The sequence below is a fragment of the Methanobrevibacter sp. genome, from assembly GCF_017539065.1.
Classification (GTDB): Archaea; Methanobacteriota; Methanobacteria; order Methanobacteriales; family Methanobacteriaceae; genus Methanocatella.
This window is the reverse complement of sequence record NZ_JAFYHP010000009.1, coordinates 108,660-121,831: the sequence shown is the minus strand read 5'-3', so window position 1 is coordinate 121,831 and position 13,172 is coordinate 108,660. Positions and strand designations below refer to the sequence as shown.

Here is a 13,172-nt window from a genome sequence, read left to right as displayed (position 1 = left end):
GTAAAACATAAATTCCCCCATATTTCCCTAATGTTCATATAATGAACATGTAATAATTCCCCCTCCGCCATTATGAACTCTTCAAAAATCAAAACAATTAAGGAATAACAAAATAGACTAGAAAAAGCTGAACAATTACTGATAGAACCTAACAAAAAAAAGAAATTAGTTAAATGAAAAGTTTCGGAGCTTTAATTTAAAAACTCGAAATTTAAAAATTAAAAAAAGGAAAAATTAAATATTCTGTTTTAAGTAATAACCCAGATAAACACCGAAATAGGCGGCCACAGGAATCAACAGAACAAATAATATTATTTTAAATACAAAGCTTAAATCAACAGATGGTGTGAATGAAGAAGCGGTTGATTGTGTACTTCCATATGCTGAATTACCGCCCAATGCTGAGAAGGCTGAGCTAATGGCTGAAATTATTCCCATTAAAAATGTAAATATAAATCCGATTCCGCATAGCACAACTGCAAATATGCTTCCAAGATACATTGAAAAATTCGGCAGCACATATGTTTCATCCCTGCATCCGAAGTATCCAATGAAAATCCCACCAAAGAATACTGAAAAAACAACAGTCAATAACAAATAGGTAATTAGGTCAATTGATCCGCTTGCCATGAATGACGCCCATATTATTGAACCGACAAACAGGAATACGCCGAACACGATAAAAGAAAAGATCAATACTGAAAAATTTGTTTTATCAGCCAGATTATCGAAAAATCCCTTAGGAACATCCTCATTTTTTTCAAACAGGTTATATCCGCATTCTGTGCAGAATTCAACATCATCATCATTAATTTCGCATCCGCAATTTGGACAATGTTTTATGATTCTCATGTTATTAATTTATGATAAAAATATAATAAAAAGATTTATGTTAAATAAAAAAATTTAAAAAAGGAAAAATTAAATTTTCCTAATTATTAGAACGCCCATTATCAAAGCTAAAAATAGGATAATGCCATAAGACCACCATGAACCGTTGTCAGGCACATCTACATTGGCCATATTAGATACATTTTTGTCTTGTGCTGTTTTGTTTAAGTCAAAAGAATTGGCCAATATCGGGTAAACCAAATCATTTAAGTTTCTGAAACCATCATACTCTCCATTAATTGCAGGCGCACCTGCTGAAGCGCATCCTTTATAATATGCAGACAGGTAATCCCATAGAGTGAAGTTTGAGAAATCATCGCTTTCATTCCATGTGTAGTTTGCACTGACATTTCCATAATGATTTAGATAATAGATTATCAGGAATTTCAGATATGCTGTTTCATTTTCCGTTAGGTTGTAATCGCCGAACGTTGACACTATTGAATCATAAATTTTTAAATATGTTTTGTAGCCTTCTGCACTTTCATTCAAAGTGTAGTCTGATGGATTGGATAGATAAATTTGGTATTCATTAAGGAAATCTTCAGATTCTGTCCAATTCTCATCTGTGCAGTTTCCATATTTTTCAAGATATGCCAAGATTTTATATTCGAGAAACTCAAAATCATTGTATTCTGAATCGTCCTCATCGTCTTCAGAATCATCATCTTCTTCATCATCAGAATCATCATCCTCATCAGAATCATCACCACCTTCTTCATCCTCATCAGAATCATCACCACCTTCTTCATCCTCATCAGGATTATCATCCTCATCAGGGTCATCATCACCTTCTTCATCCTCATCAGGATTATCATCCTCATCAGGGTCATCATCACCCGGACCCTCTTCCATATCTTCATTCAATTCAAAATCGTCATCCTGATTATCGTTTAATGAAGAATCAGTATTATCTGCTGCATAAACTGACCCTACTGTAATTATAAGAAGTAGCAGTATTATTGAAATTTTAAAGAAATTTTTAAAATATTTCAATTAACATCACCCCCATTTATAACTAATTAAGATTTTATCATATTTATAGGTTCTTTCAAAAAAACTTCTGTGATTTGAATTTATGCAAGTTTAAATGGTCAAATTAGTCAATCTTATATACTTATTAATATGAAATATAATTCATAAGGAAAATATTTTTCAATTGATGTGAAGGAGGTGAAAATACGGACAAGAAAACATTTGGTATACTGCTATTACTGTTCACATTGCTCACGCTAAACATATGTGCTGCTCAAGAAATAGATAATTCAACAGATGTTAGTGATGATTTAGAGGTTCCGAACGAACCCGTTCTTAAATTATCAAATGACACGCAGACACTTCAGGCATCAAAGCAGGAGACACACATTAACGTTACAAGCAATACTACATTTGATGTTATTGGAGACTATTTCAAAGTAAAGTTATCCGATTCAAATAACAGTCCTTTAAAAAATACAAAAGTATCATTCGCACTGAATGGAAAGACCTATAATGTCAATACTGACTCAGCAGGCGTTGCCTCCCTTCAGCTTAGGCTAAATGACGGAACATATAAGATAGTTACTAAATATGCTGGAAACTCAAATTATAAAGCTTCTAGCTTAACAACAACTATTAAAATGACCAATACCCGAATAGTTGAAGCAGGATTAAGCAACTCTGAGATTCAAAGCATTATTGACAATGCAAAAGCCAATAATGTAATATTATTTAAAGGATCAAGTTATTCCAACATCAATCTAGTGATTACCAAATCATTAACCTTGATTAGTAATGTGGGAACTACTTTAAAATCAAGTTCAAACAATCCTGTAATTACCATAAAAGGCAAATCAGCTTCCCTAACAAAGATTAAAGGGTTTACAATAACCGGTGATGGTGATGGAATCAAAGTTGATGGTGCCGAATATGCGACCATTATTGGAAATAAGATTACAACTAAAGGCAATGGAATTGTTTCTTTAAACACCAAATATCTGAACATTACCAAAAATGACATTGTTAAAAACTCAAAAAGCGGCATTTCACTAGCAAAATCCAGTTATGCATATATTTTTAACAACGATATTAAAAATAACGGTCAAAATGGTATTGAAATTGCTAAATCAAATAATGTTTATATTGATGGAAATAATATTTTAAGCAACACTCAAAATGGTATTTACTTAGCGAAGGAAGTCAATGGCATTAACTATAAGGAAGGACCGGAAAATGTTCAAATAAATAAGAACACAATTTCCAAAAATGGTATTAATGGCATTTTAATCAACAGTGCTGGAAATAACATTAACATCAAATCTAACGATATCACTTACAATAAGTTTAATGGAATTGCAATTGCAGAAATCGGAAACAATAAAATTCAGTCAAATGTAATATCTGATAGTGAAATAGGCATCAAGTTCTTTGATGATTATGTAAAACCTGCTAAACAGGATATTAGTTACAATGTTATTTACCGCAACTCTGAATTATCAGTTGAAGCCAAAGAAACCTATTATCAAGATACTGGAGAAAGATTGGAAATAGGAGATAATTGGTATAGCGATTATAATTTGATATGTCCTAAGATTAAATCAAATAAAATTCAATTTGTAGTTACTCAGATTGGTCCAAACAAATTCCAAGCAAAATTCTTAGATTCTAATGGAAATATTGCTAGCCTACTTCCAGACAGGATTTTGACATATTCCACCCCTGATGGTAAAACCGGAAGCATTACCGTTAAAGGTGGGGCTGGAGTTTTCACAGTCGATGCTAAAAATGGAGATTTAATAAGAGCCACTGTAGACCGTTCAAAACGTGACAACACATTTAATTCCAATACCAAATCATCTAAAGGAATTAATGGTAAAACACCAACATATACCTATCCTACCATTCCAAATTATCAATTATTTGAAGATATTGGCACAGGCGGTGGAAACGGTAATGGCAACGGCAACGGTGATGGTTCTGGAGGAACTGCCAATAGAGGAAACGGCCTCGGCACCCAAGAAAGTAGTTCAAATACCGGAAACAGCACATATAGCCAGAAAACAGATCCTGCAAACAGTGCAAACAGTCAGGTGAATGATGTTTCACAAAGCTATGAAACAGATGTTAGTGCTTCACAGGCTAGTGCTTCCGAACCAAGTACTGGAGATTCTGGAAATCCTGGTTCCACATCAGATTCTGTTGTAAAACAAATTATTATTGATGAAGATGAATTCTTTAGAGTCAGCGGAATGTTATTCATTGTTTTATTAATGATATTAACAGTCGGTTTTTATTATCGTGACGACATTAAAGAAATGAACTCTAAAAGATAATCATCTTTTTTTCTATTTTTTCTCATTTTAACTTTTAGTGAAAGTTGATATATGGTAAGAAACATAATTTTTGGGATTGGTTCAATACCCTCATGAATTATGATTTCACGAATGTTTAAAATTATATCATGGTGCAATTCTTATAATTTACTTGCAAGAAATTTAAATTAAAAAAATAGTTAATAGTAAATAGCTGAAGCTATTTACTCTTTATTAAATCTTTTGTATCCAATCATCAACAATAGGAATACTAAAACAATTAGGACAATGAATACCTTAATATCAAAACTACTTTGCTTTGCAACAGAATGCTCACTTTCATTTAATTCATATGCGTCATTATCTTCCCCATATGAAGTAGAATTTCCTAAAGCATTCGGAGTGTTGAATACAATATTGGAAACTTGTGAATTTGAAGCTGTAGTTAAATTATTATTAGATTCATTTATAATTTCATCATCATCTAACGTTTGCTTAGCGGTTTTTTCCTGGCTTGCGTCTTTTTTATTTGGATAGCTTGTTTGATTATTGACCGGACTTTCATCTGTTTCTTCATATTTAAATTGTTCTTTAAGGTCATCAAGCGTATCGTTTTCAAAGAAACTACCAACCAAATCACTGTATTTGTCTAATTCATCCACATTTAACCGTCCAAATAAATTAGAGTTAATTGTTTTTGAAACTTTGCTTCTTGAAGTAACCTTCTTTGGGTCATTTACACGTGGATCATTAGGATCTTCATCTCCCCAATCATTGTTGTTGAAATCTGTGTATAGATTATGTGAATCTCTCCATTTGATGAAAATTTCTTGGCCGTTTGGAGATGAATTGTTGGTGATTATGTTATTATTGATTTTCATGGTTGTTTTTTTATCATACATAGGCTGTTGTATGTAAAAAGAACCTCCATTCAATCCACCATAATTATTGACAATAATAGAATCTTGTAGATTGATATTGCCTGAAACCATTATTGCTCCGCCGTTAGTTCCTGCACTATTATTCATGAATATGCATCTTTCAATGTTGGATTCACCAGACCAACTGTAATAGGCTCCGCCCCATTCATCAGCATGGTTATACATGAAAATACAATCCTGGACATTGCCGTATCCCTGAACACTTACGCGTATCGCTCCCCCATCACGGTGTGCCGAATTATTAATGAAGACACAATTAATTATGTCAGAATTTGCATAACATGTGGTGATTGCACCTCCATCATGGTCAGCATGATTGTTTAAGAAAAGTGAATCCTTTACAGATAAATATCCTTTGCTTTCCTTAGTTCCATAATTGGAGATGGCTCCCGCATTAGTGTTATTTAATGCAGTGTTATTTATAAAAATGCAGTTATCTACATACACAGTACCTGTTTCCATTGAAATTGCTCCACCAAAATTATCGGTTAAACCATTGATGAATGTTAAATTTCTAAAGGTTACATGAACATCAGGACTTCTAATAAGAAATATGCTAGAGTTATTTTCCCCATCAATGATTACATCCTTAGGATTGCCATTGCCCTGTAGGGTAATGCTTTTTGTAATTGTAATATTGTGGATTGCATATGTTCCCTGATCTATTAAAATTTCATCCCCATCTTCAGCATTCGAAATTTCATATTCCAGATTAGAAGATGAGTCATTTTGGACAGTGATTACATTGCTCCCTTCAATCGTCGAAGAGTCTATAATGTTCACTTCCAAGGCAGTATCTATATCTTCTGAAGCATTGACCGCGGCAATGCCTATCGTCATGAGAAATATAAATATAATTGGAATAATCTTTTTCATATTTATGATTTTCACCCCCTTTCCACCTTTCTTTCATTTAACTGTTTATATTTTAATGATATATAATGATTATCATATAGGCAGAAAACTGAACTCGATATGTAATAAAGTATTATTTATAAAATCTATTTATTTTTGAAAAAATTATCTCATATTCATTTTATTTACAGTAAATTTATTTATTTGCTTTTTTCAAATAAATTACCATATAACTAATCATATTTTAAAAATTAATTTTATTTTTAAACCATAAGTTTAACTTGATATAAAGGATAATGTTTATATTCAAGATAATTTAATAAATAATAACTAACTAGTATAAAATATTTTGAATTTTATTAATGATTTTTATATTAGTGATTTAATTTAATTAATTTAAAGGAGAAAAAAGGAATGATTAATAAAAAGGTTATATTTTCCTTTCTTTTAGTTGTTTTAATTGCACTTTCAGTCGGTTCAATTTCTGCTGAAGATGTAACTGACGATGTCGTTGCAGCAGATGCTATTGATGAAGTTATCGCTGCTGACCCAATTACACCAGCAAACGCTACACCTGAAGCCGTTCAAACTGCAGTTGATTCAGCTAATACAACTGGAGATATAGTAGACTTAAGTGGAAAATCATATGATTTCGCAGGAACCACCGTTAATATTGCTAACAGCAATATAGTTATTGATGGTAAAGGTACCGCTACTATTACTGGTTACGGTAATGGTAATGGAATATTCTATGTAACCGGTACTAACGTTACTATCCAAGGAATTACCTTTATAGACAACAATCCTAATAATAATTTCGTATATGGTGGAACAGTAAATGGTTACGGTGTTAATTTCTTCAACACCGAAAATGGTTTAGTGAAAAATTGTACATTCAAAGACTTCAATTCCGCAGTTAATGTTGATACATGTGATGGAATCACCATCGAAGATAACTACTTCGAAGGAGGTTACGCTACCCTTTTAGCTAACGATCCAACAGTTAATAAAGAAAAAGGTTCAAAAGTAGTTAACATTGGTGGAGCTAAAGACATTTATGTTAAAAACAACGTTTTCAACGGTACCGTGCTTGATGGAGTATCCATCGCTAAAGGTAGTGAAGGCGGAGTAATTATCGGAAATACATTTATTGGTAATGTTTATGCAATTTACTATGGTGGAGCATCCACTAAAAACTCAATCATATCTAACAACACCTTTGAAAACTGTGGTGTTTTCAAAGAAGGTACTATAGATTACAGAAGATTCCCAGTAATCAGTATTGAAAAAGCTTCAAGTGACATCATAATTACCCAAAATACTTTTTATGCAGTAGACTACAACGTTTTAATTGCTGCAGAACAAGGTAACGATGCTCACGGAGAACCAAGTACTCTTTCAAATGTAACAATAGCAAACAACATAGTTACAAACAAAAGTGCTGTGGAACCTGATAGCATAATATTATTACGTATCATGATAAGAGACAATAATGTTTTAAAACCAGTTTTACCTGTTACTGTTGAAAATAACACTTTACCAGTAGTTATAAAAATGCAACAAGGAAAACAAACTAGAGTTGAAGCTCAAGCTGTTGTAATTTATTTCTCATTAAAAGATCTCGTTCTTGAAGATAATACTCCAGAACCTGTTGAACCTGTTGCAACTGCTATAACCGCATCCGACCTCACTTTAAAAGCTGGTGATCAAGGTACTTTAGAAATTACCTTAAAAGACAAAGACGGTAACTTATTAGATGGTCAAACTGTTACAGTTCAAGTTGACGGTAAAGAACTTGCTAGTGGAAAAACCGTAAAAGGTGTCCTCAGCGTTCCTGTCAAATATGCTAGTGCAGCTACCAAATATGCATACATCTCTTTCGTTGATGCAACCGGAAACTATGTATCTGCATTAAAAACAGTTAAAATCACTGTTAATAAAAAAGCAACCACTTTAAGTGCTAAAAAAGTTACTTTAAAAGTTAAAAAAGCTAAAAAAGTTTCTGTTACTTTAAAATCAGAAGGTAAAGCTTTAGCAAATAAAAAAGTTACTATTAAAGTTAAAGGAAAAACCTTCTCTGCTAAAACCAATGCTAATGGTGTTGCTAAAATTAAAGTAAAAGTAGCTAAAAAAGGTAGTTACAAAGCAGAAGTTAGCTTTGCAGGTGACGGCGCTTATAACGCAAAAACTGTAAAAGTTACATACACTGTTAAAAAATAGATAAGTAATATTTTTTATTACTTCTCTTTTTTCTTTTTTTCAAATTATTTTAATTAATCTTTAAAGGGGGATGGAAGAATTAAAATAATTAAATCCACTGCAAAATTCGCAATCATACTTCTTTTTTTAATATTGTTATCGAATTCTGCCTATGCAGATGATAATGGAACATCAACCGATGCTACCTTTGATTCAATTCAAAATGCAATAGACAATATTGATTCTGGAGGCGTTGTTAACTTAGAAAATATAACTTACTGTAGTAACGGTTCAGCAATATCTATAAATAAAGACATTACTATTAAAGGATCTAATTCTTCAGATACCGTGCTGGATGCAAAAGGAAAATCAGGCATTTTTGTAATTTCAAAAAATGCCAAAGTAAATATAATCGACTTAACTTTTGTGAACGGTTTCACTGATGGAAGAGGAGCCGCTATTTATAATGAAGGAAAACTAACAGTTAATAACTCCAAATTCATCAATAATTCTGCTTATTGCGGAGCAATTTCTGGAGAAACTAAATCAGAATTAACAGTATATAATTCTCTTTTTAAAGATAATGTTGCAAGTACCGGTGCGGCTATAGATAGTTATAGCGCAAATACAATAATTATTATTAACTCTTTATTTGAAAATAACCATTGCGATGAAGGAGGGGCAATTTACAATAGATTTAGCAATTTCAATTTAATCAATTCCACATTTATAAATAATTCGGCTCTACGTGGTGCGGGCATTTATAATAATAGAGGATATTTGATTGTTAGAAATTCCAAATTTTATTCTAATATCGCCTCCGATTTGGGAGGAGGCGTTAAAAGCTGGGGAACCTGTGAAATGTATGACAGCATTTTCATAAATAACACCGCTTTTGCTGGTGGTGGCGCATATATCTCCGAATATACAATGAATGTCGACAATTGTTATTTTGAAAATAATTATGCAAATAAAGGCGGAGGAATAATATCAGATTCACATGGCCATTTAATCATTGAAAATTCTTTAATTTATAATAATTCTGCAGAAAGAGGCGGTGGAATCGATGTCTTTTTATCATATTTAACACTAACTCATTGTGATTTAATAAACAACACCGCTACCATAAATGGTGGAGGAATTTCATGTTCCCGTTATTCTTTAGATATAAAAAATGCTAACCTGATAAACAACAGCGCAGAAAAGGGCGGTGGAATTTATATTGAAAAGTCTTCTATGACTTTAAAAGAATGTATTTTAAACAATAATTCCGCTGAAGAAGGCGGAGCAATTTATAATAAGGGAGATTTAACTTTAAATAGTTTTAAGATAGAAAATAATAAAGCTAATCTTGGCGGAGCAATATATAATGCTGCAAACTTAACCTTAAAGAAATGCACTATAACCTATGGAAATGCAAATAATGGAGGGGCTATCTATAATACTGCTAATTTAACCATAGACAATACTAATATTAATTATAATTCCGCCAATTATAGTGGAGGAGCAATCTATAATACCGCTAATTTAATCATTGCCGATTCGAATATTAATTACAATCTTGCAACTGATGGAGGAGCCATCTATAATACTGCTTTTGTTCAAATAAACAAATCAAATGCAAAATACAATAAAGCAAACCATGGAGGATTTGCATATAACAAAGGTAATTTAAATATCAATGATTGTAATTTTGATTCAAATGAAGCATCTAATGCTGGAGTCATTTATAATTTCAAAAATGTGACTACAATCAACAGTTCTCAATTTAAAAATAATAAGGCAGAAGTAGGTGCAGTTATTCAAAGCCGCGACAATTTAATAATCGATAATTCCAAATTTGAAAATAATATCATTTCACATTCATATGGAGTATTATACATTGCCCTTGGAAATGCCAACATTTCAAATTCAATATTTAAATTAAACGAAGGATCAGATGAGGGCACCTCAATTTTTAATAAAAATGGAAACATTTTAATCAATAAATCTCAGTTCATTTCCAACATAGCAAGAAGCCATGGAGCCGCCATTGATAATTCTGGAAATTTAACTATTTTATATTCCTTATTTGATGACAATCAAGCTTATGGCGCTGGTGCGATAGATAATGGAGGATTTTTAACTATCTTCAAATCTGAGTTCATCAACAACAAAGCAACAAAAAATGGTGGAGCTATTGACAATAATGGAAATATGACAATAGTGGGATCTAAATTTGAAAACAATATCGCCGAAGGCGATGGTGGAGCAATTATTCTAAGAAGAGGAGCTAATATAACCCATTCCATAATTTACAATAACCATGACTCCAATGGATTTGCAATATTTAATCAAACATGGGATGAGATCTCATTAAAAAACAATTGGTGGGGAACAAATTCACCAAGCTTTGAAAAATTAATCAATATCAATATTACAGACGATTTCACATGGATTATGATGGGCTTTTCCAATTCAAATCCATTAATACAATATAAATCTGCAAATATTATTATTGATATGACAAAAACTTTAAACAAAAAGAATTCAGTGTCAAAAATTGACTCACCGGAACTACTAGCTGATTTTGATGTAAGCTTATCATTAGACAATAAAGTCATATCATTTTCAAAGGGAGTTTTATCTAAAAAGGTTTCAATTCCTAAGGTAACCAAATTAACCGCAAAAATCAATGATCAAATTATTTCACTTAACGTTGATAAAAACCCATTGAAAATCACTTTGAATAAAAATATCAATATGGACTACTGCGGGAAAACAACCTTCAAAGTTCGCATTATGGACAGTTACGGTGCAGCCATGAGCAATATACAAGTGGTAATGAAAATTTCAGGAAAAACATATAAGGTTACCACCAATAAAAACGGTTATGCTTCTAAAACATTCAGTTTAACTCCTGGAAAATATAAAATTACCTCATCCTGCGACGGTAAATCCGTAAAGAATACCATAAAAATTAAAAAGGTTTTAAAAGCAAAGAGCATTACCAAGAAAAAATCTAAAAAGATTAAATACAATGCTTATTTAAAGAAAAGTAACGGAAAACCGATTTCAAATAAAAAGATTACCTTTAAAATCAAAGGTAAGACCTATGTTTCCAAAACCAACAGGAAAGGTATTGCTAAGGTTACTTTAAAAAATTTAAAAGTGGGAAAACATAAAATAATCATTAAATATCTAAAATCTCAAGTTAAAAGAACAATAAAAATTAAAAAATAATTTTTAATCATTTAATGATTATTTTAATTATTTTTTTTGTTGATTTATAGTTTTTATCTCCAGAAAATTTAATTACAACTCCAAACTTGCCTTTTTTTCTAATTTTTAGTTTAAAAACACATTTCCCTTTTTTATTTGTTTTTGAACTATATTTCTTTCCCCTAAACTTTAATGTGATTTTCTTGTTTTTAAGGGCTTTTTTATTACTGAGCAATTTTACAGTAAATCTCTTCTTTTTACTAGCTGCCTTAAATTTCTTTGATTTTGCTTTAATGTAAGTAGCTTTTTTATTTTTAACAGTTTTTGAATTAGTATTTGTAGTTTCTTTCTCTGTTATATGAGTGTTGCTACTAGTATTGACGGGACCCTGCGTCATGTTGGTATCAATATCATAATCACTTAAAGGAGTTATATTAAGTACTTCTGGAGGAGTATTATTAAAATCAATGTTACTCATTGTTAAATTATCTGAATTGATATATATTGTATCATTGTAAGAATGCTCGCTATTGAATGTTGTGTTATTGATTATGATATTATCTGCTTTAATATAGATTGAATCACCTTCATTTGAGGCGAAATTATGATTAAATTTACAGTTGAAGATGCTGATATTGTTGCAATATGCAAATATTGCTCCCCCATCTTCTGCACGGTTTTGTGTGAATGTAGAATTTTGCATAATGCCTATAGTGCAGAAGTATATTGCTCCAGCCTCCGTTTCAGCAGAATTGATTAGGAATATTGATTTTTCAACAAATCCCTCCTTTTCAAAAAGAATGGATCCAGCATAGGTTAATGCGGAGTTGTTTATAAATGTTGAATTAACAACATATCCGTCATCAGTGAAAGATATGGCTCCGGAATAAGTTTTTGCATGATTATCTCTAAAAATGGAATTTGCAACATTGCCTGTTTCTTTAAAGTCCAGTGCCCCGGAAAATTTTCCTGTGTTTTTTATAAATCTTGAATTGTTTATGAGTGCATTTCTTTGTATTGAGACTGCGCCACCGTATCCGATTGCATTATTTTTTATGAAACTTGAGTTATTGATTATTCCAGAAGTAAAAAGAACAGCTCCCCCATCTCCTCCTTCGTTTTCAATGAATGTGGAGTTTTCTATGTTTCCATTGCCTTCATAATTTACTGCACCTGCAACATATTTCGAGAAGTTCTTGTAAAATTTAGAATTGGTTATTCTGCCATCATCTCCAAAATTTAGTGCTCCTCCAATTCCTGCATAATTATTTTCAAAATTGGAGTTAGTAACTGTCCCATAATATTTGAAAGTGACTGCTCCCCCATCTCTTGAGGAATTACTGTATTTAAAAAGGGAATTTTCTACTGTTCCGTTATATCCTGTCCAGTAAATTGAACCTCCATGTGAATTTGAAAATCCGTTTATCATTGTCAGATTTGTCAAAACAACATTGTTTGATTTAATATTGAATATCCTTGCTTTTTTACATGCATCTATGCTATGTCCTTGACCATCTATAACCAAATCATCTATTGTGATATTGATTCCATTCGAATATTTTCCATCAGATGCAGAGTTATATGTATAATCCTTGGTCAATTTCAGAGTTTTTGTTTGGGATGCATTGGTTATTGCATTTTCTAAACTTGAAAAATCACCATTTGCTGTAGATAAATCTTCAATATCATTTGCTTCGGAATTAGCTATTAAAGTATTATTTGAACTTTCATCAAAGGATTCTGCATTTATACAGGATAAAGTTAGGAAAATGAATATCAACACAAAAATGAATAT

Annotated in this window: 7 protein-coding genes; 3 read left to right on the top strand and 4 right to left on the bottom strand. The window is 31.6% G+C overall.

The window, feature by feature from the left end; all coding sequences use genetic code 11:
• Positions 1–234 precede the first annotated feature (234 nt).
• Positions 235–852: a zinc ribbon domain-containing protein gene (locus IKS50_RS01785; protein ID WP_292844391.1), complete on the bottom strand. Its 618-nt coding sequence runs from the start codon at positions 850–852 to the stop codon at positions 235–237.
• A 69-nt stretch (positions 853–921) separates the two neighbouring features.
• Complete coding sequence (locus IKS50_RS01780; protein WP_292844388.1) at positions 922–1,887, bottom strand: hypothetical protein; 966 nt, start codon at positions 1,885–1,887, stop codon at positions 922–924.
• 227 nt (positions 1,888–2,114) lie between these two features.
• Here IKS50_RS01780 and IKS50_RS01775 point away from each other — a divergent pair, with 227 nt between their 5' ends.
• Complete coding sequence (locus tag IKS50_RS01775) at positions 2,115–4,202, top strand: right-handed parallel beta-helix repeat-containing protein (protein ID WP_292844385.1); 2,088 nt, start codon at positions 2,115–2,117, stop codon at positions 4,200–4,202.
• Between the two features lie 203 nt (positions 4,203–4,405).
• Here IKS50_RS01775 and IKS50_RS01770 read toward each other — a convergent pair whose 3' ends face one another.
• The gene (locus IKS50_RS01770) at positions 4,406–5,998 is read right to left on the bottom strand and encodes a hypothetical protein (RefSeq protein ID WP_292844382.1); all 1,593 of its coding nucleotides are present in this window, start codon (positions 5,996–5,998) and stop codon (positions 4,406–4,408) included.
• Positions 5,999–6,391: 393 nt separating this feature from the next.
• Between IKS50_RS01770 and IKS50_RS01765 the strand changes: the two genes are divergently transcribed.
• Both IKS50_RS01765 and IKS50_RS01760 read left to right on the top strand, forming a co-directional pair.
• Positions 6,392–8,197 carry a right-handed parallel beta-helix repeat-containing protein gene (locus IKS50_RS01765; protein ID WP_292844379.1) on the top strand — a complete coding sequence of 602 codons (1,806 nt, stop codon included), beginning with the start codon at positions 6,392–6,394 and terminating at the stop codon, positions 8,195–8,197.
• 132 nt (positions 8,198–8,329) lie between these two features.
• Positions 8,330–11,398, top strand: coding sequence for a right-handed parallel beta-helix repeat-containing protein (locus IKS50_RS01760; protein WP_292844376.1), 3,069 nt, complete (start codon positions 8,330–8,332; stop codon positions 11,396–11,398).
• 7 nt (positions 11,399–11,405) lie between these two features.
• Here IKS50_RS01760 and IKS50_RS01755 read toward each other — a convergent pair whose 3' ends face one another.
• On the bottom strand, positions 11,406–13,160 hold the full coding sequence (locus IKS50_RS01755; protein WP_292844373.1) for a hypothetical protein: 1,755 nt from the start codon (positions 13,158–13,160) through the stop codon (positions 11,406–11,408).
• Positions 13,161–13,172: the final 12 nt, after the last annotated feature.

Coding starts and splice junctions, on each gene's coding strand:
- IKS50_RS01785 (WP_292844391.1), bottom strand. CDS start 852: ATGAGAATCATAAAACATTGTCCAAATTGCGGATGCGAAATTAATGAT.
- IKS50_RS01770 (WP_292844382.1), bottom strand. CDS start 5,998: ATGAAAAAGATTATTCCAATTATATTTATATTTCTCATGACGATAGGC.
- IKS50_RS01765 (WP_292844379.1), top strand. CDS start 6,392: ATGATTAATAAAAAGGTTATATTTTCCTTTCTTTTAGTTGTTTTAATT.